General features: G+C 71.9%; 20 protein-coding genes and 1 riboswitch. Of the genes, 6 read left to right on the top strand and 14 right to left on the bottom strand.

Annotated features, from left to right (window positions below):
• Positions 1–6 precede the first annotated feature (6 nt).
• The 3 genes from KXC43_RS18960 (at position 7) to KXC43_RS18970 (ending at position 2,710) form a co-directional block, all read left to right on the top strand.
• A complete protein-coding gene (locus KXC43_RS18960) occupies positions 7–444 on the top strand; it encodes a MarR family winged helix-turn-helix transcriptional regulator (protein WP_221377418.1) in 438 nt (145 codons plus the stop codon).
• A 122-nt stretch (positions 445–566) separates the two neighbouring features.
• Positions 567–1,979 (top strand): MATE family efflux transporter, encoded by a 1,413-nt coding sequence (locus KXC43_RS18965; RefSeq protein WP_221377419.1) that lies wholly within the window; start codon positions 567–569, stop codon positions 1,977–1,979.
• 119 nt (positions 1,980–2,098) lie between these two features.
• Entirely contained in the window at positions 2,099–2,710 is a 612-nt protein-coding gene (locus tag KXC43_RS18970) for a GNAT family N-acetyltransferase (RefSeq protein ID WP_221377420.1), read from the top strand.
• Here KXC43_RS18970 and KXC43_RS18975 read toward each other — a convergent pair.
• Both KXC43_RS18975 and KXC43_RS18980 read right to left on the bottom strand, forming a co-directional pair.
• The gene (locus KXC43_RS18975) at positions 2,649–3,569 is read right to left on the bottom strand and encodes a helix-turn-helix transcriptional regulator (RefSeq protein WP_221377421.1); all 921 of its coding nucleotides are present in this window, start codon (positions 3,567–3,569) and stop codon (positions 2,649–2,651) included. The two genes, KXC43_RS18970 and KXC43_RS18975, sit on opposite strands and share 62 nt — an antisense overlap.
• Positions 3,570–3,595: 26 nt before the next feature.
• Positions 3,596–4,267, bottom strand: a complete 672-nt coding sequence (locus tag KXC43_RS18980) for an alpha/beta fold hydrolase (RefSeq protein ID WP_221377422.1) — start codon at positions 4,265–4,267, stop codon at positions 3,596–3,598.
• 79 nt (positions 4,268–4,346) lie between these two features.
• Here KXC43_RS18980 and KXC43_RS18985 point away from each other — a divergent pair, with 79 nt between their 5' ends.
• On the top strand, positions 4,347–7,118 hold the full coding sequence (locus KXC43_RS18985) for a hypothetical protein (protein ID WP_221377423.1): 2,772 nt from the start codon (positions 4,347–4,349) through the stop codon (positions 7,116–7,118).
• On the opposite strand, the gene KXC43_RS18990 is transcribed toward KXC43_RS18985, so the two are convergent.
• The 11 genes from KXC43_RS18990 to mgrA all read right to left on the bottom strand — a co-directional run bounded on the left by KXC43_RS18990 (position 7,049) and on the right by mgrA (position 17,796).
• Entirely contained in the window at positions 7,049–7,927 is an 879-nt protein-coding gene (locus KXC43_RS18990; RefSeq protein ID WP_221377424.1) for an alpha/beta fold hydrolase, read from the bottom strand. The two genes, KXC43_RS18985 and KXC43_RS18990, sit on opposite strands and share 70 nt — an antisense overlap.
• Before the next feature lie 76 nt (positions 7,928–8,003).
• Entirely contained in the window at positions 8,004–8,672 is a 669-nt protein-coding gene (locus KXC43_RS18995; protein ID WP_221377425.1) for a response regulator, read from the bottom strand.
• A complete protein-coding gene (locus tag KXC43_RS19000) occupies positions 8,669–10,147 on the bottom strand; it encodes a sensor histidine kinase (RefSeq protein WP_221377426.1) in 1,479 nt (492 codons plus the stop codon). Before KXC43_RS19000 ends, KXC43_RS18995 begins: the two co-directional genes overlap by 4 nt.
• Positions 10,144–12,633 carry a DEAD/DEAH box helicase gene (locus KXC43_RS19005; RefSeq protein WP_221377427.1) on the bottom strand — a complete coding sequence of 830 codons (2,490 nt, stop codon included), beginning with the start codon at positions 12,631–12,633 and terminating at the stop codon, positions 10,144–10,146. Before KXC43_RS19005 ends, KXC43_RS19000 begins: the two co-directional genes overlap by 4 nt.
• A gap of 61 nt (positions 12,634–12,694) precedes the next feature.
• A complete protein-coding gene (locus tag KXC43_RS19010) occupies positions 12,695–13,339 on the bottom strand; it encodes a nucleotidyl transferase AbiEii/AbiGii toxin family protein (protein WP_221377428.1) in 645 nt (214 codons plus the stop codon).
• Between the two features lie 22 nt (positions 13,340–13,361).
• Complete coding sequence (locus KXC43_RS19015) at positions 13,362–13,715, bottom strand: hypothetical protein (protein WP_221377429.1); 354 nt, start codon at positions 13,713–13,715, stop codon at positions 13,362–13,364.
• Between the two features lie 101 nt (positions 13,716–13,816).
• Positions 13,817–14,707, bottom strand: coding sequence for an aminoglycoside phosphotransferase family protein (locus KXC43_RS19020; protein WP_221377430.1), 891 nt, complete (start codon positions 14,705–14,707; stop codon positions 13,817–13,819).
• Positions 14,708–14,769: 62 nt separating this feature from the next.
• Positions 14,770–15,252 (bottom strand): GNAT family N-acetyltransferase, encoded by a 483-nt coding sequence (locus KXC43_RS19025; RefSeq protein ID WP_221377431.1) that lies wholly within the window; start codon positions 15,250–15,252, stop codon positions 14,770–14,772.
• Positions 15,253–15,386: 134 nt separating this feature from the next.
• Positions 15,387–16,139, bottom strand: a complete 753-nt coding sequence (locus KXC43_RS19030) for a nucleotidyltransferase domain-containing protein (RefSeq protein WP_221377432.1) — start codon at positions 16,137–16,139, stop codon at positions 15,387–15,389.
• On the bottom strand, positions 16,136–16,798 hold the full coding sequence (locus KXC43_RS19035) for a nucleotidyltransferase domain-containing protein (protein ID WP_221377433.1): 663 nt from the start codon (positions 16,796–16,798) through the stop codon (positions 16,136–16,138). The genes KXC43_RS19030 and KXC43_RS19035 overlap by 4 nt, the downstream gene beginning before the upstream one ends.
• Positions 16,799–16,800: 2 nt before the next feature.
• The gene (gene mgrA, locus KXC43_RS19040; protein ID WP_221377434.1) at positions 16,801–17,796 is read right to left on the bottom strand and encodes an L-glyceraldehyde 3-phosphate reductase; all 996 of its coding nucleotides are present in this window, start codon (positions 17,794–17,796) and stop codon (positions 16,801–16,803) included.
• A 51-nt stretch (positions 17,797–17,847) separates the two neighbouring features.
• Positions 17,848–17,939: riboswitch (glycine riboswitch) on the top strand.
• Positions 17,940–18,032: 93 nt separating this feature from the next.
• Between mgrA and gcvP the strand changes: the two genes are divergently transcribed.
• Positions 18,033–20,837, top strand: a complete 2,805-nt coding sequence (gcvP, locus tag KXC43_RS19045; protein ID WP_221377435.1) for an aminomethyl-transferring glycine dehydrogenase — start codon at positions 18,033–18,035, stop codon at positions 20,835–20,837.
• Positions 20,838–20,939: 102 nt separating this feature from the next.
• Here the strand turns inward: gcvP and KXC43_RS19050 are convergent, their stop codons facing one another.
• Positions 20,940–21,140: a DUF5999 family protein gene (locus KXC43_RS19050; protein WP_221377436.1), complete on the bottom strand. Its 201-nt coding sequence runs from the start codon at positions 21,138–21,140 to the stop codon at positions 20,940–20,942.
• Between the two features lie 960 nt (positions 21,141–22,100).
• On the opposite strand from KXC43_RS19050, the gene KXC43_RS19055 reads away from it, so the two are divergent.
• On the top strand, positions 22,101–23,162 hold the full coding sequence (locus KXC43_RS19055) for a chorismate-binding protein (protein ID WP_438870901.1): 1,062 nt from the start codon (positions 22,101–22,103) through the stop codon (positions 23,160–23,162).
• Positions 23,163–23,191 lie beyond the last annotated feature (29 nt).

Consider the following 23,191-nt stretch of genomic DNA (forward strand, 5'->3'; position numbering starts at 1 on the left):
CTGAGTATGGACGCGCCGAAGCTCACCACCTCCCTCGAACTGGTTCGCTGGATCGGGTGGGCCCAGCGCAGGGCCGCGGAGGACTGGGTGCGAGCGCGCGAGCTCAGCTTCGAGCAGAGCTTCGTGCTCGGCTACCTCGCCCAGCAGCCCGGTGCGATCCAGCGTGAGCTCGCCGAGATCACCCGGACGAGCGCGGCCAGCGTCTCGAGTCTGCTGCAGGGGCTCGAACGGCGCGGGCTGGTCGAGCGGCGGTCCGAGCCCGGCAACGAGCGCGTCAAGCGTGTCTTCACCACGCCGGCCGGTCGGGAACTGATCGCCGGATTCGACGTCGCGATGGCCGCCGCTGACGAGACCATCCTGGCTCCGCTCGACGACGCCGAGCGGGCCACCTTGCAAGCTCTCCTCCGGAAGATCACCGCGGAACTGCCGCAACCGACCCGCTAACACCCTCCAGCACCACACCCGCATCGCGCCGGTTCCGCCGCCGCGCGCTCCGCCCTGCCCTCAGGACGGAGCTGCGCCGCGGTGCGCTCCGTGGTGCCCGAAATCTCCCGAAAGAGGCAACCATGACCGCCGCCACCTCCAACCGCTGGTACCTGTCCACCGCGCCGATCCTGCGGGCCCTCGCGCACCTGTGCGTGCCGATGGCGGCCGCGATGATCGTGGGCGCCGTCTACAACGTGATCAACGCCGGGTTCCTCGGCTCGCAGCACGACACCGCGCTGCTCGCCGCCATCACGTTCGGCACGCCGCTGCTCGGCCTGGTCATGGCCATCGGCGGCGTGTTCGGGGTCGGCGGCGGGGCGCTCATCTCGCGGCTGTTCGGCGCGGCCGAGCACGACCCGGCCCAGGCCGCCGAGATCAAGCATGTCTCGTCGTTCGCCGTCTGGAGCTCGACCGCAGCCGGCGTGGTGGTCGGCGGGGCCGGGCTGCTCCTCCTGCATCCGCTGGTCACCCTGCTCGGCGCGGACACCGCGGCCGCGTCCACGACCCGCGAGTACGTCGCCGTCATGCTGGCGTTCGTGCCGGTGCTGGCGGCCGCGTTCTGCCTCGAGCAGATCGTGCGGGCCGAGGGCGCCGCGCGCCAGGCGATGAACGGGCTGATCCTGTCCACGGTGGCCAACGTCGCCTTCGACGTCGTGTTCATCCTGGTCTTCCACTGGGGCGTGGCCGGCGCCGCGCTCGGCACCGGGCTGGCCAACCTGGCCACGGTCGCCTACTTCGCGTACTGGCTGCAGCGCAACAGCGAGCACGTGAGCCTGGCCCTGCGCTGGTTCACGCTGCGCCCGGACGTCGTCAAGCCGGTCTTCGGGGTGGGTGTCGGCGAGCTGCTCCAGTCCGCCTTCATGATCGTCACTGTCCTGGTGCTCAACAACCTCGCAGCCGCCTACGGCGACGGCCCGCTCGCCGCCATGGGCGTCGCCGTCCGCATCGCGCAGGTGCCGGAGTTCCTGATCATGGGCGTCACGCTGGGCGTGCTGCCGCTGCTGGCCTACTCGTACGGCAAGGGCGACCGCGCCCGCCTCTACGCGGCGCTCCGGGCGTCCGCGATCACCGTCGGCGGGGTCATGCTCGTCCTCGGCGGCTCGGTGTTCGTGTTCCGCGAGCAGGTGCTCTCCGCCTTCTCGAGCGACCACGCGGTGCTGACGATCGGCGTCACGATCCTCGCGGCCCAGCTCGTGGCTACGGTCGCGAACGGCTTCGCGGGCCTGATCACCTCGCTGTTCCAGGCGACCGGCCGGGCCCGGCCCGCGATCATCATGTCGATGTCGCAGGGCGTCCTGTTCATCCCCATCGTGCTGCTCGGCAACCACCTGTTCGGCCTGCCCGGCATCATCTGGGCGCTGACCGTCACCGAGGGCCTGGTCTTCCTCGTCGGCGTCGGCATGTGGCTGGCGGCCCGCCGCTCGATCGACCGCGGCCTGGCCGAGGGCAACCCGGAGCGCGCCGAGCAGGCGCTCGAAGGCGCGGAAGCCTGACGGCTCTACGCTTCGAAGATGTTCGACCACGAGCCGGACGGCTTCTTCGGCTCCAGCGCGCACCCGGAACTCGTGACCGCCGAGGAGCGCCGCCCCTGTGCCGAACGCCTGCGGGCGGCATGGTCGTCCTGACCGATCGGCTCCGGCTCGAGCCGGTCGGAGCGGGAAACGCGCGGGATCTGTGGCTCGTGCTCTCGGACGACGCGGTGTGGCCCTCGTACGGCCGCGTGAAGCCGGCCTACGAGCAGGTGGAGCAGTCGGCGCGGGACATGGGGGAGGCCTGGCGGCGTCAGGGCGTGCACAAGTGGATCGCGTACGACCGGAGAAGCGGCGAGGTCGTCGGGCGGGGCGGTTTGTCGCGGCCGCCCGTCGATGCCGACTGGGGGCAGCTGTACACGTTCCTTCCGGACGAGCCGTGGGTGCGGGCCGCGCACCTCGGGGCGCACGCGCACTGGTACGAGCTCGGCTGGGCTCTTCGGGAAAAACACCGGGGACGCGGCTACGCGACCGAGATCGGGCGGGCCGGGCTGGCCCACGCGTTCGACGTGCTGGACGCCCAGGCCGTCGTCTCGTGCACGCTGCGGCACAACACGAACTCGCGCGCCGTCATGGAACGGCTCGGCCTGCGGTACGCCGGCGAGATCGTCAGCGACCGAGAGCCGTACGCCGTCAGTGTGATGCTGCGGGCGGAGCACCCCGGCGGACAGCGCCCAGGTCGACGCCTCGGGTGAAGCGGGTGCGGTACTCCGTTGCCGTCAGGCCGTAGTGGGCTCGGAACCGCCGGGCGAAGTAGTTCTGGTCGGGCCAGCCGACCCGTTCGGCGATGGCCCGGACCGTACGGTCGGAGTGCAGCAGCATCTCGGCCGCGAGCTCGACCCGATGACGCGAGAGGAAGGCGACCGGCGGCAGGCCGGTGACCGATTTGAACAGCCGGACCAGGTAGCCCGGGGCCAGGTGCAGGCCCTCGGCCAGGTCGCTCAGCGTCCAGTTGCGGGCCGGGTCGGCCTCGATGCGTCGCATGACCTCGAGGACGGCGGGATGCACCGGTTCGGAGCGGACGCCGTCGCCGACGGCCCTGGCCACGCAGCCCAGCGCCAGCACCACGCGGGCGATCATGTCGGTGCGGTGCAGGTGTTGCGGCTGGGTACGCAGCTCGGCCAGCGCGTCCAGGTGGGCGAAGCACTCGGCGCGCTCGTGCGGGCCCAGGTGGGTGGTGAGGATGCCGCGGCGCCGTTCGAGGTACGGGCCCTGGGAGAGCAGGTGGCCGAGCAGCGGGTCGTCGCGGGTCCAGCCGAGCTCCTGCCGCAGCAGTTCGGCCGAGAAGCAGAGGTTGTAGACCTCGAAGCTGCGGCAGTCCTCGTAGCCGTGCCACACGCCGGGGCGCAGCAGCACGGTGTCGCCGACGGTCAGCGGCTGGCGCCCGTTGAGGCTGTGGTGCACGGCCTCACCCTCGGACACGATCGCGATCTCGACGAAGCTGTGCGTGTGCACCGGCATGAGGCCCTCATGACGGTGCCGGCCCGCATAGGCGAAGGCGTCGTCGCCGAAGTACACGAGCGTGGAGGTGTGCTCGATCGTCTCGGGTGGCACGACCGAACCCTACCGCCGCCTCGTCGTCACAGGTCGCGGAGCAGGCCCAGCACGCGCTCGGGGCCGTCGCGCAGCACGTTGTGGGTCGTCGGCCATTCCACGTACTGCCAGTCCGGGTCGTTGCGCACCCGTTCCATCGAGACCGGCGCCTGCGGGCCGCCCGGGGTGTCGAGCGCGGCCGCGTACCGCTTGATCGGCACCGACTTCCACGCGCCGGTCAGCCGGGTCTTCTGCAGCAGAGTGGCGAACGGGTGCGGCCGGGCCCGCTCGTCGAAGAAGGGCATCGGCGCCAGGCCCAGGCCGTCGGCGCCGACCGAGTGGAGGAAGTACGTCCGGTTGTCCTCGGTGGTGACGTCCCAGCACGACTCGCCGTCGTCGAGCACGTCGGTGTCGAGGTGGATCAGCGCGCTCACCCGGGCCGGTCCGCGGTCGGCCACGGCGTTGATCACCTGGCCGCCGTAGCTGTGCCCGACCAGCACCACCGGGCCGGCGCCGGCTGTCAGATCCTCGACCAGGGTGTCGAGCTGCTCGACGTGGGCCGACAGATTGACCGGCCGCCGGGTGAGGTCGTCGTCGGGCCAGAGGCCGGCCAGCGTGACGCAATGCGCTTGATGCCCGAGTTTGTGCAGCTCGGCGGCGAGCGGTTCGTACCACCAGCCGCCGTGCCAGGCCCCCGGGACGAGAACGAACGTGGTCATGAGGCATTCCTATACCCGGGAGGGTGAGGAGTAAGGCAGCTGACTGCGCCCAGCGCGCCGCGGCGGATAGTGAGCCCCTATGGAACAGGTCGTGGAGCTTCGCGTGCACGGCGTCAGCGGCACACCGATCGAGTCGATGCTGGACGATCCGTGGCCGGCCCAGGTGGCCGGCGACGACGACGGCCGGATCTTCCGGCGTACGCACGACACCCCGCCCGACCGGGTGGTCGAGGGATACCACTGGGGCCGCTACACCGCCGGCTCCCCGTCCCGGGCGCTGTGGCTGCTGCTGCTCCCGTTCGCGCTGATCAACGTGGCCCGCTTCGCGCTGCTCATGCCGGACGACCGCCGTCCTCGTGACCGGTTCGCCGACGGCGTGGTGCGGCTGCTCGGCTTGATCCTGACCGTGACCGTCGTCGTCACCACCTGCTATCTGGCGTGGAGCGTGCTGGCGCGGCAATGCGTGCCCGGGGCCTGCGAGGGCGACTTCTGGCTGCTCGAGTGGTTCGGCCGGCGCTCGCCGGGCGCCCGGCTGGTCGTCGCGTCGGTGCTGCCGCTGGCCGTGCTCGCGATCTTCTGGCAGTTCGACCGCCTGACGTTCCAGGCCGAGCCGCCGGGCGTGCCGCGGGCGGAACGTCCGGGCAGCAACGGGGACGTCGGCGACGCCGGTTTCTGGCGCGGCCCGCAGCAGACCTCGTCACAGCGCGCCGCGCACGTCCTGACCGGCTGCGCGGTCGCGGGACTGCTCGCCCTGGCCATGCTCGGCGACATCCGCCAGTGGGCCGGCCTCGACGTCGTGTTCACCGTGCTGTGCGCGATCGTGGCCGTCGCCCTGGTGGGTGGCCTGGTCAGCGGCCTGTACGTCGTCATCGCCGCGCCCGCCCCGACCGGCCGCCGGCGCCAGGACGGCGACCGCCCGGCCGTGGTGCCCTCCGACGGGCACGACACGACCGAACTCGGCCTCCCGATGCTCGTCGCGCGCTACACGACCGTCGTCGCCGCGCTCGCCGCTGTCGCCCTGGCCGCGGTCGGCTTGGATCACGTGCGACCGGCCGGGCCGCGCGGGGCGGGCGCCTACTTCGCGGCCTTCGCCAACGGCGTCTGCCTCCTGCTGGGGCTCGCGCTGCTGGTCCTGCTGGTCGTGACCCTGCGCCTCGCGACCTGTGCCGAGGGCAAGGACCTGAGGGACGTGCCCAAGCCGTTCCAGCCCTTCTTCGGGGGCCTGGCGGGCTGGATGGGTGCCGCCCTCGGCGCGGCGATCGGGCTCGGCATGAGCGCCGCCGCAGTCTTCTGGACGGCCCGCGCGCTCGGCGACCCCGTGCTGGAGGGCGAAGCGCGCGAGCCGCACCTGATCGAGGTGGCGACCGTCTACTGGATCATGGCGGCCGTGTGGGGCGGACTCACCCTGGTGTTCGTGATCGCCCTGCTGCCCCTGGCCGCTTGGCTGCTCCGGCGCCGGGCCTGGTGGGCGCTGCTCGTCGCCCTGGCCGCCGGCCTCGTGGTGGCCGCCTGGCGGCTGCGGCCCGGCGACTTCAGCCCGGCCCTGCTCGAACAGGAGGCGGAGTGGCTGGTCGGCGCGGTCGTAGCCGTGGCGATCGTGGCGTACTTCGTCTTCCTGTTCGACCGTGACGACTTCGAGCGGCGCCTCTGCCAGGACTACACGGCCGAGAGCGGGCTGGAACGGGCCCGTGCCCGGGTGGCCGGACGCTGGCGGGTCGCGTTGATCCGGTACCGCTACCACCATGTGCTGGGTCTGCTGGCCACGCTCGGCGGGCTCGGGGTGTTCGTGGCGGCGGCCGCGTGCGGGTGGCTGCTGCTGACCCTCGCCGATCCGCCGGCGGTGCTGACCGGCAACGCCACCGGCCCGCTGGGGAAGCTCGGCGTGCTGGTGGTGTCGTTCGGCGCGACCGGGCTGGTCGTGCTCGGCCTCGGCACGTGGCGGAAGGCGGGGTTGCGGACAACTGTCGGCATCGTCTGGGACCTGCTGTCGTTCTGGCCGCGCCTCGGACATCCGTTGTGCCCGCCGCCCTACGGCGGCCGGGCCGTGCTCGCCGTGGCCGGCCGCGCTTCGCAGCTCGTCAACCGGGACGTGATCGCCGAGCCCGCCCCGTCGACCGTCAGGAAGCCGGCCGGCCGTGTCGTGCTCTCCGGCCACAGCCAGGGCAGCGTGATCACCATCGCCGCCTGCGCGGTGCTGGCGGCGCAAGCGAACTCCGCCGAGGGACCGCAGGACGATCTGACGAGCGAGCGCGCCGGCAGGACCGGGAAAAAGCTCTACATGATCACGTACGGGTCGCAGTTGCAGTTCCTGTACGCGCGGTTCTTCCCGTCGTACTTCGGCTACCACCGGCAGGAGTCGGTTCACGACCACCTCGGTGGCCGGTGGCGCAACGTGTACCGCTGGACCGACCCGCTGGGCGGTCCGGTCCTGGCCTGGGCGGCGCCGGCGTCGTCGTCGGGCTTCGGCCCGGACATCGACCGATGGCGCCTGATGAGCTGTGCCGAGAACTGCGACGGTCACGTGGCCGGCGAGCGGTGCGGCTGCCCGGAGAGCTGCCCCGGCGACACCGGCCCGAAGGAGAAGTGCCCCTACCCGAAATACTGGGCGGTCGGCCCGGACCTGCGGTTCCGTGATCCGGCGACCATCGAGGACGACCCGTTGCAGCCCAAGCGAGCCGCACGCGGGCACAGCGGATACCCGTCCGATCCGGCCTTCGAGGTCGTCTTCGACGACCTGCTGGGCGGGACGGTGGTGGACCCGGGGCCGTGCGTGGTGCGGGGTCAGGCGACCAGCGCGGGCTCGGCCAGCCAGGACAGGATCTCGGGCAGGATCTCCATCGCGCCGAAGTGAGCGGTGCCGGTCTGCACGGTCAGCTCGGCGCCCGGGATGCGCTCGGCGAGCCAGCGGGCGTGCGCGGGCGGGACGCAGTTGTCCTCCGCGCCGTGCCACACGCGGACGCGCTGGTGGATGTCGCCGAGGTCGAACCCCCAGTCGCGGCGCGCGGCCAGCACGTCGTCTATCCACCCGTAAGGGCCGCCGCGGGTCGCCTCGGCGTACGTTTCGACCAGGAGCTGCTGCATCATCAGGTCGCGGACGACCTGCAGGTCGGGGCCGGCGATCTCGCGGCGCAGCGAGTCGAGCAGGCTGACCGGGCTGCGCCGGGTGCGGTCGGCCTGCAGCCGCAGGCTCTCGACCAGGCGCGGCTCGTCCTGCGAGGCGGCGCCGAACTCCTCCACGTTGGACGGCATCATGCCGCCGAACCAGTCGATCTCGGCGTCGTGCGGGGCCAGGCTGACCAGCACGGCGGCGCGGGTGACGCGGGCGGGCAGCAGGGCGGCGGTGGCCAGAGCGTGCGGCCCGCCGCCGGACCGGCCGACCACAGTGAACGTGTCGAGACCGAGGTCGTCGGCGATGGCCGCCACGTCGGCCGCGCAGTCGGCCACCGTGCGGCCGCGGTGCCGGTCGGAGCCGCCGTAACCGGGCCGGTCGTAGCTGATCAGCCGGATGCCGAGGCGGTAGAGCACGCCGGCGCGGGGCTTGGGACCGATGCGGCTGCCGGGCGTGCCGTGCAGCAGGAACGCCGGGACCCCGTCACGGGCGCCGGACACCTCGTAGCGCAACCGGCGACCGCCGGTCGTGAACACGTCGCTGTGGGACACTGGCCACTCCTGCGCATCGGTCGTGCCGTCACCGTACTGATCCCCGGGAGCCGGGGCCAGTAGCCGACGGGACCCCTTACGGCTGAAAACGGTAGCCCATGCCGGGTTCGGTGATCAGGTGCCGTGGCCGGGTCGGGTCGTCCTCGAGTTTACGCCGCAGCCGCGCCATGTACTGACGCAGATAGTTCGTCTCGGTGCCGTATTGCGGACCCCACACGTCGTGCAGCAGGCTGCGCTGGGTGATCAGCTTGCCCGGGTTGCGCAGCAGCTGTTCGAGCAGCTGCCACTCGGTCGGGGTGAGCCGCTGCTCCGGGGTGATCGTGTGGCCGGCCAGGTCGACCGTGTACCTCCCGACCGTCACCGGAGCGGGCGGAGCGTCCGACGGCTGCACGCGCCGGGTGACCGCGCGGATGCGGGCCAGCAACTCGTCGACGCCGAACGGCTTGGTCACGTAGTCGTCGGCGCCGGCGTCGAGCGCGGCCACCTTGTCGGTGCCCTCGGCCCGGCCGGAGAGCACGATGATCGGCACGCTGGTCCAGCCCCGCAGCCCGCGGATGACCTCGGTGCCGTCCAGATCGGGCAGGCCCAGATCGAGCACGACGAGGTCGGGCGCGTGGGCGGCCGCCGCCTTGAGCGCGCCGGCGCCGTCGGACGCCACGTCCACGTCGTACTCGCGGGCGCGCAGGTTGATCCGCAGCGCCCGCAGGATCTGAGGGTCGTCGTCGACGACGAGGATCCGGGTCACGGCTTGCCCATCGGCAGCGTCAGGACCATGGTGAGCCCTCCTCCGGCGGTGTCCTCCGGGATCAGTGTGCCGTCCATCGCCTCGGTCAGGCCGCGCGCGAGCGCCAGACCCAGACCGACGCCGGTGTGATTGTCACGGTCGCCCAGCCGCTGGAACGCTTGGAAGATCCGCTCGCGGTCACCCGGCGGGACACCCGGCCCGTGGTCGACCACCCGCAGCTCGAGGCGGCCGTCCCGGGCCCGGCCGGTGATCTCGGGCGGGCGGTCGGCCGGGCTGTAGCGCAGGGCGTTGCCGACGACGTTCACCAGCACCCGGTCGAGCAGGCCGGGGTCGGCGTGGGCGGCGGGCAGGTCCTCGGGCAGCCGTACGGTGATCTGCCGCCCGGCCGGGCCGAGCTCGTCCAGCGCGGCCGGGACGACGTCCTCGAGGCCGACGTCGGTGAGGTGCACCGCCAGGGCGCCGGCCTGCAGGCGGCTCATGTCGAGCAGGTTGGCCAGCAGCGCGGACAGGCGGTCGAGCGACTCGTCGGCGGTCGCCAGCAGCTCGCGGCGGTCGTGCTCGTCGAAATGGACCTCGTCGCTGCGCAGGCCCGCCACGGCCGCTTTGGCCGACGCCAAGGGCGTGCGCAGGTCGTGGCTGACGGCGGCGAGCAGGGCCGAGCGGACGCGGTCGCCCTCGGCCGCGGCGGTCAGGCGTTGCTGGCGCAGGGCGACGGCGGCCTGCGCGCCGAAGGCGCGGGCGATCGTCATCTCGTTGACGTCCAGTTCGCGGCCGCGGAGCGCGAGGACCAGCCCGTCGTCGGCCGGCACCCGGGTTTCGCCGTACGGTGCGAATTCGGCTGCGGCCGCCGGCTGTGGACAAGTCGCTTCGCCCGTTTTGCGCGCGGTACGGTTCGGCCCACCCATGAGGGCGGGGGAGGTGGAGGCGACCCGGGAACGCGACGTTTCACGTGAATCCGAAAAGCCGGACAAGTCCGAAACTGCGGCGGGCTGCCAGCCGTCGGCCGTGCGCTCCAGCAGCGTCACCGAGGACAGGCCGAACAGCTCCCGCAGCTCACTCAGCAACCCCCGCAGCGGGTCCGGCCCGGCCAGCACGGCGCCGGCAACCGCCCCCAGCGTGTGCGCGTCGGCGGCGGCTGCCGCGGCCTGCCGGGTCCGGCGCGCGGCCAGGTCGACGATCCACGACACCGCGAGCGCGACCAGCACGAACACGGCCAGCGCGAGGGCGCCCCGCGTGGTGTTGATGTCGAGGCTGCGTACGGGCGCTGTGAAGTAGTAGTTCAGCAGCAGGAACCCGCCGACCGCGGCCAGCAGCGCCGGCCACAGCCCGCCCAGCAGCGCCACCCCGACCACGGCCGCCAGGAACAGCAGCACCCCGTCGGTGAGCTCCAACCGGGCCGCGTGGGCCGCCCACGCCAGCACCGGCAGCCCGAGCAGCGCGACGGCGAAGGCGGCGGCGACGCGCCGGTGGCTCATTCGTGGGGGCCGACCGAGGTCACGACGATCGCCGCCGCGCCGATCTCGTCCGAGGCGGCCAGGTCGACCGTGGCCTCGATGCCCCAGTCGTGGTCGCCCTCCGGGTCCTCGAAGACCTGGCGGACGACCCACGCCGTCGGGCCGGCCTCGATGTGCAGGAAGGCGGGACCGCGCGCGGCCGGGCCGGTGCCGAGCGAGGTGTACTCGTCGAAGTAGTCGAGGATGGCATCCTGCCAGCGTTCGGCGGTCCACCCGGACTCGGCGTCGAGCTCGCCCAGCAGGTCCCAGCGGCGCAGCGCGGCCAGCTCGACCCGGCGGAACAGGGCGTTGCGGACGAGCACCCGGAACGCGCGGGTGTTGCGCGTGACCGCGGGCGGCTTGTCGTCGATGCGTACCTCTTCGATCTCGGCGCCCGGGTTGCGCAGGCGCTCCCACTCGTCGAGCAGGCTCGAGTCGACCTGCCGGACCAGTTCGCCCAGCCACTCGATGAGGTCGGTGAGCTCCTCGGTGCGGGCGTCCTCGGGCACGGTCTGGCGCAACGCCCGGAACGCGTCGGCCAGGTACCGCAGCACCAGGCCCTCCGAGCGGGACAGCCCGTAGAACGACACGTACTCGGTGAACGTCATCGCCCGCTCGTACATGTCGCGGACCACGCTCTTGGGCTTGAGCTCGTAGTCGGCGATGTACGGGTGGCCGCGCCGGTAGGTCTCGTACGCCGCCTCGAGCAGCTCGAGCAACGGCCGGGGATGGGTGACGTCCTCGAGCAGCGTCATCCGCTCCTCGTACTCGATGCCCTCGGACTTCATCGCGTTGACAGCCTCGCCGCGGGCCTTCTGGCGCTGGGCGGAGAGCACCTGCCGCGGGTCCTCGAGCGTCGACTCGATCACCGACACCACGTCGAGCGGATAGTCGGGCGCCTCCCGGTCCAGCAGTTCCAGGCTGGCCAGGGCGAACGGTGACAGCGCCTGGTTGAGCGCGAAGTCCAGCTGCAGGTCCTCGGTGAGGCGGTAGACCCCTTCGTCCGTACGCTCGATGACACCACCCGCCACCAGCGCGCGGGCGATGGCGATGGCCCGGCGGATGTGCCGGCGCTGAGCGGCCGGCTCCTCGTGGTTGTCGGTGAGCAGGTGGCGCATGGCCGAGAACGGGTCGCCGCCGCGCGCCAGCACGTTGAGCAGCATCGCGTGCGACACCTGGAACGACGAGGTCAGCGGTTCGGGGTCGGCCGACACCAGCCGGTCGAACGTGGGCTGGCCCCAGCCGATCGAGCCCTCCGGCGGCTTCTTGCGCACCACCTTGCGGCGCTTCTTCGGGTCGTCGCCCGCCTTGGCCAGGGCCCGCTCGTTGTCGATGACGTGCTCGGGCGCCTGCACGATGACCGTGCCCAGGGTGTCGAACCCGGCCCGGCCCGCGCGACCGGCGATCTGGTGGAACTCGCGCGCCTTGAGCAGGCGGGTCTTCACACCGTCGTACTTGGACAGGCCGGTGAACAGCACCGTGCGGATGGGCACGTTGATGCCGACGCCGAGCGTGTCGGTGCCGCAGATGACCTTCAGCAGCCCGGCCTGAGCCAGCGTCTCGACGAGGCGGCGGTACTTGGGCAGCATGCCGGCGTGGTGGACGCCGATGCCGTGCCGAACGAGCCGGGACAGCTGCTTGCCGAAGCCCGCGGTGAACCGGAAGTTCCCGATGGCGGCCGCGATCTTGTCCTTCTCGTCGCGGGTGGCCATGTTGATGCTCATCAGCGACTGCGCCCGTTCCAGGGCCGCCGCCTGCGTGAAGTGCACGATGTAGACGGGCGCCTGCTTGGTCTGCAGCAGCTCCTCGATCGTCTCGTGCAACGGCGTCATGGCGTACGAGAAAAGGAGCGGGACCGGCCGCTCGACGCTGGCCACGACGGCGGTCGGCCGGCCCGTGCGCCGGGACAGGTCGTCGACGAAGCGCGTGGTGTCGCCGAGGGTCGCCGACATGAGGACGAACTGCGCCTGGGGCAGCTCGATGATCGGCACCTGCCAGGCCCAGCCGCGGTCGGGCTCGGCGTAGAAGTGGAACTCGTCCATCACGACCTGGCCGACATCGGCGTCCGCGCCCTCGCGCAGGGCCAGGTTGGCCAGCACCTCGGCCGTGCAGCAGATGATCGGCGCGTCCGCGTTGACGCTGGCGTCGCCGGTCAGCATGCCGACGTTGTGGGCGCCGAAGACCGCGCACAGGGCGAAGAACTTCTCGCTGACCAGCGCCTTGATCGGAGCGGTGTAGAAGGTGGTGCGCCCGTCGGCCAGGGCCACGAAGTGGGCGCCCGTGGCGACCAGGCTCTTGCCCGACCCGGTCGGGGTGTTCAGGATGACGTTCGCCCCCGTGGCGATCTCGATGAGCGCTTCTTCCTGATGGGTGTAGAGGGCCAGGCCCTGCTCGCTCGCCCATTTCTGGAAGGCGTCGAAGACGGCGTCGGGTTCGTTGGAGCCGGGTAGGCGGTCGGTCAGCGTCATGAGGCCTTTAGTCTGTTTTTGGGCGGCGGGTGGGGCGGTTGGATGGGGTTCACTATATGGATCATTTCCTCGGCCACTGCGCCAGGCGCTGCCGCAGGTCGTCGATCTGTTGTGGGCTGAGGCCGTAGAGCGCGAACCGCGCGTCGTGCAGCCGATCGAGATAACGCCCGGCGTCGGCCACATCTTCCGGGTCGAGCGCGGGGTCCGCGGTACGGCCCAGTTCCAGCAGCACATCGAGGGGGTAGCGCTCGAGGGCGGCCGCGACGTCGATGTAGTCGCGCACCTCCCGCCGGTTGACCAGCGCGGCCACCTTGGTCGCGACCAGGTCGTCGAGGTGCATGACCGGCCCGAGCGCCATGACGACCGGCTTCTGCGACCGGTCGAGCCGGCACAGCGTCAGCCGCAGCGCCCGCGTGTCGGTGGCGACCAGGAACTCCTGCAGGTCCTCGTCCATCCCCGCGAAGAGCTCGTCACCCTCTTCCCGTACGACCCGGTAGCCCGCCTCCCGCAGGGCCGACGACACATCGCCGGCCGCCGCCGCGACCCCGCCGGCCGTGTCGGTGAACAGGTCGACATCCTCGGTGGGCCGTTGGACGAGCCCGTTGACCAGCCAGGCGAACCCACCGCCGAGCACGAAGCCGTGCTTGGTGGCCACGGCGAGCGCGATGCGGGCGACATCGGAGTAGAAGTCGTCGACGCTCGCCACCGGCCCAGGCTATCGGCCCGCCCTAGTGCGCGGCGACCAGGCGCGAGGCGGCGCGCAGCCGGGCGTGGCGGACCTCCCAGGCCGCGCGGACGCCGCGAGGCAGGTTCAGCTCGGGCCAGACCCGCACGAGGGTGGGGCCGTGCAGGTAGGCGCGCAGCTCGTCGACGCGGATCGCCTCGCGGAGCACGTTCTCGTACATCCAGGCGAGCATCGTCGGCTCGTCGAGATCGAACGCCCGCTGCGGACCCCACCACAACCGCAACGGAAGCTCGACCAGGCCCGTCGTAGGACCGCTGAGCTCGCTCAGCGTGCCCGCCACCAGCACCGGCCGATGGGGCCGAGCCAGGTGGACAGCGACACGAGCAGCGGTGGGCATGCGATCAGCGTAAACCGACACGCTTCACAAACCGAGTTCCTAGCCTCCTAGGATGCCGTAGCGGCAGAGCCGCGGACCACCAGGCAGGACGCCTTCGGCGACTATCGACCCGTCAAACGGCGCAGGGCGGCGCGGGCGGGTGGGGCCCAGCTGGGTTTGCCGCCGGGGCCGGTGTCGGCGCCGATGAGGAGGCCACTGAGGACGCGGGCCATGGCCCAGCCGCGGGTGCGGCGTCTGGTGGCATCGTCGGCCGCGGGCTCGTAGGCGTCGAAGAACGGCTCGGGGTCGGGCAGCAGGAGCCAGGCGGCGGAGAGGTCGTAGGCCGGGTCGCCCGCGCAGAGATCGCCGAAGTCGACCACGCCGGAGATCGTGCCGTCCGTGGTGAGGACGTTGGCCGGGTGCAGGTCGGCGTGCAGCCAAAGCGCCGGTCCCGTCCAGGGCGGGGCGTTCACGGCGTCCTGCCAGACGGCGCGCACCGCGTCCGGGTCGTCGATCAGCCCGAGCCGGCTGGCCGCGGCCACGCCCGAGGCGAACCCTCGGGCTCTGTCGGCCAGCGGACCGCCCCGGTCCCGTCCGGCGGGCGCGCCGGCGGGCGCCGGGTGGTGGAGAGCCGTCAGGAACGCGGCGAGTGACCGGGCCGCGTCCGTGCCGCGGGTGACCGGGCTGCGGTCGGCCGGCGTGCCGGGGAGCCAGGTGGTGATCAGCCAGGTGCGGGGGAACCGGTCGGACGGCTCGCCGAGTCGCAGGGGGACGGGCACCGGGAGGGGGAGGCGTGCGGCCAGCCCGGGTACCCAGGTGTGCTCGTTGCGAAGCTGATCCACCTCGTCGGGCGCCCACGGCACGCGGACGGCCAGGTCGTCCCCGAGCCGCCACAGCTGGTTGGCCCAGCCGCGGGCGCCCAGCCGGACCGGCCGGTCGGCGAGGTCCGGGTGCTGGTCGCGCACCAGCCGGCGGACGAGGTCCGCGGTGATCTCGAGGTCGGCGTGGGTCATGCGCTGCGACCTTAGTGCCGCGGGGCCACAGGCACGGCGGCCTGCCGCCCCGCGGCGCGGCCTCAGAGCTGCCGGTAGTAGACGGCCACCGGCAGCATCGTGCAGTTCAGGCTTTCGTACAACGCCCGCGCCGGCGCGTGGAACGGGTCGCCGCCGGTGCCGATGGTCGCAACCTCGGCGCCGAGGTGGCGCATCTCGTCGAAGGCGTGCTCGCACAGGGTGGTGCCCACCTGATGCCGGCGGTGTGCGGCCGACACCGCGAGGTGGCTGATCTCGCCGTTGCGGCGGGCCGGGTCGACGCTGTACGCCACGTAGCCGGCGATGTCGCCCGCGTCGTCGGCGACCGCGACGTACCTGTGGTTGTCGGGCTGGTGCAGTGTGGCGACCTCGAGGCGGTAGTCGTCGCGCCAGTTGCCGTGCTGGTTGGTGTAGACGACGTCGCCGACCAGGGGCCGGAAGGACTGTTCGTAATAGGGCCCGAACGTTTCGATCGTCAGGTCGGTGACCCGGGCCAGGTCGTGCTGGACGAACGTACGGATGTGCATGGGTTGCCTCTCGGGCTGAGGTCGATAGCCGGACGAAACAGGCATCAACCGGCGCGCGGCCCAGGACGGCCCTGGCGGCGGGCCGGTCCTCAGCTACGCGTGCGCTCGGTGGCGAAACACTGCACCCCCGGAGGCTACCGCGTTGCCAGCCGCGCTTTCACCACGATTTCGTGCAGCGCGTCCACCGCGGCCGGGTCGGGGTGCGGAGGCAGGGAAGAGCTGTCGCGGGCTTCTTCCAGGGCGGTTCGCAGCGCCGCGGTGTCGGTGCGCAGCGTCTGCTCGAGTGCGGCTGGGAAGGGGCCCTTCTCGGCTGACCGCTTCAGGGCGATCAGCTCCGGCACGTACGGCAGGGACGTGCCCAGCACCGCCAGGTCGGTCTCGAGTTCGCCGGTGCGCATCAGGTGCTGCCCGGTCAGCAGGACGCGCAGCCAGTACAGAGCAGACTTCAGCGAGCCGGTCCTGTCGAACAGCTTCTGCTGGGAGGCGGCGAAGCCCAGGTAGTGCTGGGCGTGCCCGGAGGTGATGAACGACGGCGCCAGCTCGATCAGGGCGGCGTGCAGCGGGCCGGTCGTCACGACCAGCGGCGACAGCAGTTGTTCCAGCACGTAGCCGTTGCGGCTGTTGAGCAGCCGGGCGAACTTGCGCAGGTCGTGACTGACCACGTCCAGTTCCACGCCGTCACGCCAGCCGCTGGTCGAGATGGTCTCGGGGCCGAGGCGCAGGCCCACGAGCTCGCTGACCGGCAGCAGGTGGGCGGCGCGCAGGTCGAGGTCGGAGTCGACCGACGCGAAGCCGTAGAGGTGCGCTCCGCTCACCGTCGCGAAGATCACCGGGTACGGCAGCTCGGCGACCGCCTGGGCCGACCAGGCGGGCACGACAGTCGTCACGTCAGATTCCTTTCCCGTACGCCGGCCAGCAGTTGATCTATCGTGCGGCGATCAGGTGACTCGGGCAGACCGGTCGCCGCCCGGGCCGACGCAAGATCATGCTGCAGCTCGTCGGCCCAGGCCACCACCGAATTCCACGGCACCGACCCGCTCCTGATCTCGAGCAGCCGGGATCGCAGCGACCGCACCTCGACGAGCACGTCGCCGGTGCGCAGCACGTGGGCGCCGGCCAGCAGCAGCCGGATCATGTGCATGGCCTGCTTCCAGTTGGTCTCGCCGGTGCGCTCGCGGCGGGCGGAGACCCGGTTGAGCTGGTCGCGCGCGTATTCGCCGTACGTCGCCGCCACCTTGCTGGAGAGGAACGCCTGCCGCGCCGCCAGCAGCTCCCGGCCGTCCGGCGTCAGGGTTTCGACGATGGGGGACCAGAGCACCTCGAGCACGGTCGGGTTGGCCTGCAGCGCCAGCACGCAGAATCGCTCGACCTCCCAGGTGAACTGCTCGGGCAGTGGTCCGTCGAAGTGGGTCGGCGGCTTGTCGAGCGACCAGAACGCCCGGGTCGGCGCCGCGTACACGCCCCGGCGGTCGTGGTCGGAGCCGGGCCCGTCGAGTCCGTAGGCGCGCGATCCGACCACGACCCCGAGGATCGTGCGCTCGATCACGTCTAGAGATCCAGCACGGTGCCGTCGATGTCGCCGATCTCGGACGCGCTGAGCGCCAGGTTGCCGATCGTCGCGACGTTGTTCTCGAGCTGCTCGACGCTGCTGGCGCCGATGATGACGCTGGTCATCCGCTCGTCGCGCAGCGCCCAGGCCAGCGCCATCTGGGCCAGCGACTGGCCGCGGCGCTTCGCGATGTCGTTGAGCGCGTGGATGCGGCCCAGCGTCTGGTTGTCCAGGGCGTCCTCGTTGAGGAAGCGGCTGGTGCGTACCCGCGAGTCGTCCGGGATGCCGCCGAGGTAGCGGTCGGTGAGCAGGCCCTGCTGCAGGGGGCTGTAGGCGATGCAGCCGGCGCCGGCTTCCTGCAGGGTGTCGAGCAGGTTGTCCTTCTCGATCCAGCGGTTGAGGATCGAGTACGACGGCTGGTGGATCAACAGCGGTGTGCCGAGATCCCGCAGGATGGCCGCCGCCGCGGCGGTCTGCTCAGAGGTGTAGTTCGACAGGCCGACGTACTGGGCCTTGCCCGCGCGCACCACGGCGTCGAGCGCGCCCATGGTCTCCTCGAGCGGCGTCTCCGGGTCGGGCCGGTGGTGGTAGAAGATGTCCACGTAGTCGAGCCCGAGCCGCTGCAGCGACTGGTCGAGCGAGCTGACCAGGTATTTCCGGGAGCCGAAGTCGCCGTAGGGCCCGGGCCACATGTCGTAGCCGGCCTTCGTCGAGACGACGATCTCGTCGCGGTGGGCCCGGAAGTCGGTGGCGAGGACGCGGCCGAAGTTCTCCTCGGCGCTGCCGGGCGGCGGCCCGTAGTTGTTGGCCAGGTCGAAGTGGGTCACGCCGAGGTCGAACGCGCGGCGCACGATGTCGCGCTGGCGCTGCCAGGGGCGCTCGTGCCCGAAGTTGTGCCACAGGCCGAGCGAGACGACGGGCAGGCGCAGGCCGCTGCGTCCGGTCCGCCGGTAGGGCATGGTGTCGTAGCGGTCGCCCGCGGGGGTGTAGATCACAACCCCACCCTAGAGACACACGGTGGAAACGTGTCCGCTGGTAGGTTGGTTGCCAGCCACGCGGGAGAGACCGAGGTCGACCTCGGCGCCGAAGGGGCAAATCCTCCCCGGAACCTCTCAGGCAAAAGGACCGCGTGGGCAGACGACTCTGAAGCATCCGTGCGCCTGCGGTTGGTGGGCCAGCTCGGCGGTGACAGAGGGGGAGGCCGACTAGTCGACCTCTCTGAGGAGCCGTCATGACGTTCGCGAACCGGCATATCGGGCCGGACACCGACGAGCAGACCCACATGCTCAAAGCCATCGGGTACGCGTCGCTGGACGCCCTGATGGACGCCGCGATCCCCGAGGTGATCCGCTGGCACGGGTCGCTGAACCTGCCCGCGGCCGCCTCCGAGGAGGAGACGATCGCCGAGCTGCGCGCGATCGCCTCGCGCAACCGGGTCACCGCCTCGATGATCGGCCTGGGCTACTACGGCACGCACACCCCGGCCGTGATCAAGCGGAACGTCCTCGAGAACCCGGCCTGGTACACGGCATACACCCCGTACCAGCCGGAGATCAGCCAGGGCCGGCTCGAGGCGCTGCTCAACTTCCAGACCATGGTGACCGACCTCACCGGGCTGACCACGGCCAACGCCTCGATGCTGGACGAGGGCACCGCCGTCGCCGAGGCGATGACGCTGGCCAAGCGGGCGTCCAAGTCCAAGTCCCAGGTGTACGCCGTGGACGCGGACACGCTGCCGCAGACCCTGGCCGTGCTGCGGACCCGGGCCGAGCCGCTCGGCATCCAGCTCGCGCTGGTGGACCTCGACGCGGGCTCTTCGCTGCCCGAGGAGTTCTTCGGGCTGCACCTGCAGTACCCGGGGGCTTCGGGCGCCGTACGGGACCACGCGCCTTTGATCGAAGCCGCCCACCGCCAGGGGGCCCTGGTGACGGTGGCCGCCGACCTGCTGGCGCTCACGCTGCTGCGCGCGCCGGGTGAGATCGGCGCCGACATCGCGGCCGGCACGACGCAGCGGTTCGGTGTTCCGCTGGCCTTCGGCGGACCGCACGCCGGCTACCTGGCCGTGCGGGCCGGGCTCGAGCGGTCGCTGCCCGGCCGGCTCGTGGGTGTGTCGAAGGACGTGGACGGCGCCCCCGCCTACCGTCTCGCCCTGCAGACCCGTGAGCAGCACATCCGCCGCGAGAAGGCGACGAGCAACATCTGTACGGCGCAGGTCCTGCTCGCCGTCATGGCCAGCATGTACGCCGTGTACCACGGCCCGAAGGGGCTGCGGGCCATCGCGTCGCGGGTGCACTCCCACGCGCTGACGCTTGCCGGCAGCCTCACCGCGGGCGGTGTTTCCGTGCAAAGTGACGCCTTCTTCGACACCGTGACGGCTGTCGTTCCGGGCCGCGCGGCCGCTGTGGTCGCCGCGGCCGCCGACGCCGGCATCGATCTGCGGCTCGTGGACGCCGACCGGGTGTCGGTCGCGACCGACGAGACGACCACGGACGCGCATGTCGCCGCGGTGCTCGACGCGTTCGGTGTCGCCGTCGCCGGGGCCGCCGAATGCGGCGCTCAGCCCCTCGCGCGGACCACCGAATACCTGACCCACCCGGTGTTCAGCTCGCATCACTCCGAGACCAGCATGCTGCGCTACCTGCGCAAGCTGTCGGACAAGGACTACGCGCTCGACCGCGGCATGATCCCGCTCGGCTCGTGCACGATGAAGCTCAACGCCACGACCGAGATGGAACCGGTCACCTGGCCCGAGTTCGCCAACATCCACCCGTACGCGCCCGCGTCCAACACGGCCGGCTACGAGGAGCTCGTGTCGACGCTCGAGGGCTGGCTGGCCGAGATCACCGGGTACGACGCGGTGAGCGTGCAGCCCAACGCCGGTTCCCAGGGTGAGCTGGCCGGCCTGCTGGCCATCCGCGGCTACCACCGCTCCCGCGGCGACGAGCACCGCAACGTGTGCCTGATCCCGTCGAGCGCGCACGGCACGAACGCGGCCAGCGCCGTCATGGCCGGCATGCGCGTGGTCGTGGTGGCCTGCGACGACGCCGGCAACGTCGACCTGTCCGACCTGCACGCCAAGATCGAGACCCATGCGGCGAACCTCGCGGCGATCATGGTGACCTACCCGTCGACCCACGGCGTCTACGAGACCTCCATCGCCGACCTGTGCGCGGCCGTGCACGAGGCCGGCGGCCAGGTCTACGTCGACGGAGCCAACCTGAACGCGCTGGTCGGCTTCGCCCGGCCCGGCAAGTTCGGCGCCGACGTGTCGCACCTCAACCTGCACAAGACGTTCTGCATCCCGCACGGCGGCGGCGGTCCCGGCGTCGGCCCGGTCGCCGTCCGCTCGCACCTGGCCGAGTTCCTGCCGGGCGACCCGCTCGAGCCCGGCGACCACCACGCGGTGTCGGCGGCGGCGCACGGATCGGCCGGCATCCTGCCGATCTCGTGGGCCTACCTGCGGATGATGGGCCCGGACGGGCTGGCCGCGGCGACCGGCACGGCCGTGCTGGCGGCGAACTACGTGGCCTCGCGGCTGCGCGAGCACTACCCGGTGCTCTACACCGGCAGCGGCGGCCTGGTGGCGCACGAGTGCATCCTCGACCTGCGGCCGATCACGAAGGCGACCGGCGTCTCCGTCGACGACGTGGCCAAGCGGCTGATCGACTACGGCTTCCACGCGCCGACGATGTCGTTCCCGGTGGCCGGCACGCTGATGGTGGAGCCGACCGAGAGCGAGGATCTGGCCGAACTCGACCGCTTCGTGGCCGCCATGATCGCCATCAAGGGCGAAATCGACCAGGTCGCGGCCGGGGCGTGGCCCAAGGACGACAACCCGCTGCGCAACGCCCCGCACACCGCGTCGGCGGTGACGGCCGACGAGTGGGAGCACGCCTACCCGCGGTCGGTGGCCGGTTTCCCGGCGGGAGTGGACCGGACGGCGAAGTACTGGCCGCCGGTGCGGCGCATCGACGGCGCCTACGGCGACCGGAACCTGGTCTGCTCGTGCCCGTCGCCCGAGGCGTTCGAGGACTGAGTTTCCCGGTGGCGCGCCCTTCGTCGTCGGGGGGCGCGCTCTCCGCTACTGTGTGTAGCGAATTGGTGCCGACGGCAGCGTCGGCTTTCAGCTGTTTTTCAGTCAGGCCGCGAGGGCGTGCGGGGCCGGACCGCGGTGCGGTTCGATCATCGTGCCGTCGGGCAGGATCTCGCCGGTGTCCTCGAAGACGATCACGCCGTTGCAGAGCAGGCTCCAGCCCTGCTCGCGGCAGGCCGCAACGGTCCGCGCGGCCTCGCGGTCGACGGCTTCAGCGGTGGGACAGGGGTTCGTGTGCTGGCACATCAGGTGTTTCTCCGGTCGGGGGGCTTGTGTGATGACTCACAACGACGGTGACGGACGTTACCTCAAATCGAACGACGACGGTTCGAGCCGGTGACGGTGTCGCCATTGACAGAATCCTCGCCTTCCATGCTCCACGGAAGCCGGTCGTTCGGCCACTTCCCGACACCTCCCCTCGTCGCTCCGCCGGGTGCTCCGGCGTCCTGCCAGGGCCGTCACCGTGCGTCAACATGGTTCCGCTGGTCCAGGTCCGACGGTGGCGACCCCGCAGAGCTTGTCTCCGACTACCTCGCCGACAACGGACTGCGCGTGCGAAACATTGGCCGAACGGCCACCGACGTCCGCCCGATCGGCGCTGGCTCAGTCTGCGGAGCGGCACTGTACGTATCCGCCGACACCGGTTCCGTGATGGCCGGCGGCGCCCTCGCCGCCCCGTCCCCGGTCCCGTCGATCCCCGACGTCTTCGTCGTGGTCTACGAACATGTCCCCTTCGATGATGACTCCTCGTCGCAACCCGTTATCGCCTGGTCACCGGGCGCCAACTCCGGGCCGCCGGGGCTCTGGACGCCGGGGGAACGCGCCGGCGGATCGTCGGGGGGCAGGGAGTCGTCTGAGCGCGCTGCCGGGGCGCCGGAGGGCTGGGCGCCGTCGGAGCGTGCTGCCGGATCGCCGGAGGGCCGGGAGTCGTCTGCGCGCATCTCCGGGCTGCCGGAACGCCGGGGGTCGGGGGAGCGCGCTGCCGAATCGTCGGGTGGCCGAGGGGCGTCCGAGCCCATTGCCGGGATGTCGGAAGGCCGGGAGTCGTCTGACCGCACATCCGGGGTGCCGGAACGCCGGGAGCCGGGGGAGCGCGCTGCCGAGTCGCCGGGTGACCGGGAGTCGTCTGAGCGCGTTGCTGGGGCGGCGGAAGAGCGCGTTGCCGAATTTTCTGGGGGCAGGGAGTCGTCCGAGCCTACTGCTGGGGTGCCGGAAGGCTGGGCGCCGGGGGAGGGCGTTGCCGGATCGTCGGTTGGCCGGGAATCGGCTGAGCGCCCATCCGGGGTGCCGGGGCGCTGGGCGCCGGAGGAGCGCGCTGCCGAATCGTCGGGTGGCCGGGGGTCGTCCGAGCCCGTTGCCGGGATGGTGGAGCGTTGGGCGCCGTCGGAGCGCGCTGTCGCCGCGCCGGGCGGATCGTCGTTGTCGGACGCGGCCGCCGGCGGCTGGGCGTTGGGGGAATGGACACCCAGCTGGACGCCGGAGGAGCACGCGGCCGCGGTGTCGCAGGTGCGGGCAGCCATCGGGCGCGGCGACGTCTATCAGGTCAACGTCGTCGGGCACACTAGGGCGCCGTACACGGGAGATCCGTTCCCCGCCCTGAGCCGGGTGGCCGCGCTGCCGGGGGCGCGCTACGGCGGCGTCCTGGCCGGCGACGGCTGGGCGCTGGCCACCGCGTCGCCCGAGACGCTGGTCGAGGTGCGCGACGGCCGGGTCATCACCCGCCCGATCAAGGGCACGCGCCCGGCCACCGCTCAGGGCCGCCGCGAGCTGCTCGCCTCGACCAAGGAACGGGCCGAGCACGTGATGATCGTCGACCTGTCGCGCAACGACCTGTCCCGCCTGCCCGGTGTGGGCCCGGTCGAGGTCGAGGAGCTGTTCGCCGTACGCCGCTGGTCCGGCCTCTGGCAGGCGGAGTCCGTCGTGTCGGCCCCCATCACCGGCGAGCTCGACCTGGCTTCCCTGCTGCGTGCCCTGGTGCCCGGAGGTTCGGTGACCGGCGCTCCGAAGATCGCCGCCCTGTCCCAGATCGCCCGCCTGGAACCGGTCGGCCGCGGCGTGAGCATGGCCGCGGTCGGCTGGATCGGCCACGACCACCTCGACCTGGGCCTGACCATCCGCACCGTCGCCGTCGACGGCGCCCACGTGCACGCCTGGGCCGGCGGCGGCATCGTCTGGGACAGCGACCCCGAAGCCGAAGTCGCCGAAGCCGCCGCCAAACTGGCCCCCATCAAGGCCGCGCTGGTCGGCCCACCCCCGCCCACCGACTGACAAGCCGCCGCGTCTCGGGCTGGCCCCCA

Source organism: Paractinoplanes polyasparticus, assembly GCF_019710575.1.
GTDB classification, from domain to species: Bacteria; Actinomycetota; Actinomycetes; order Mycobacteriales; family Micromonosporaceae; genus Actinoplanes; species Actinoplanes polyasparticus.

Coding starts and splice junctions, on each gene's coding strand:
- KXC43_RS18985 (WP_221377423.1), top strand. CDS start 4,347: ATGGAACAGGTCGTGGAGCTTCGCGTGCACGGCGTCAGCGGCACACCG.
- KXC43_RS19000 (WP_221377426.1), bottom strand. CDS start 10,147: ATGAGCCACCGGCGCGTCGCCGCCGCCTTCGCCGTCGCGCTGCTCGGG.
- KXC43_RS19020 (WP_221377430.1), bottom strand. CDS start 14,707: ATGACCCACGCCGACCTCGAGATCACCGCGGACCTCGTCCGCCGGCTG.
- KXC43_RS19025 (WP_221377431.1), bottom strand. CDS start 15,252: ATGCACATCCGTACGTTCGTCCAGCACGACCTGGCCCGGGTCACCGAC.
- KXC43_RS19050 (WP_221377436.1), bottom strand. CDS start 21,140: ATGTGCCAGCACACGAACCCCTGTCCCACCGCTGAAGCCGTCGACCGC.
- KXC43_RS18980 (WP_221377422.1), bottom strand. CDS start 4,267: ATGACCACGTTCGTTCTCGTCCCGGGGGCCTGGCACGGCGGCTGGTGG.
- KXC43_RS18960 (WP_221377418.1), top strand. CDS start 7: ATGGACGCGCCGAAGCTCACCACCTCCCTCGAACTGGTTCGCTGGATC.
- KXC43_RS18970 (WP_221377420.1), top strand. CDS start 2,099: ATGGTCGTCCTGACCGATCGGCTCCGGCTCGAGCCGGTCGGAGCGGGA.
- KXC43_RS19015 (WP_221377429.1), bottom strand. CDS start 13,715: ATGCCCACCGCTGCTCGTGTCGCTGTCCACCTGGCTCGGCCCCATCGG.
- KXC43_RS19005 (WP_221377427.1), bottom strand. CDS start 12,633: ATGACGCTGACCGACCGCCTACCCGGCTCCAACGAACCCGACGCCGTC.
- KXC43_RS18965 (WP_221377419.1), top strand. CDS start 567: ATGACCGCCGCCACCTCCAACCGCTGGTACCTGTCCACCGCGCCGATC.
- gcvP (WP_221377435.1), top strand. CDS start 18,033: ATGACGTTCGCGAACCGGCATATCGGGCCGGACACCGACGAGCAGACC.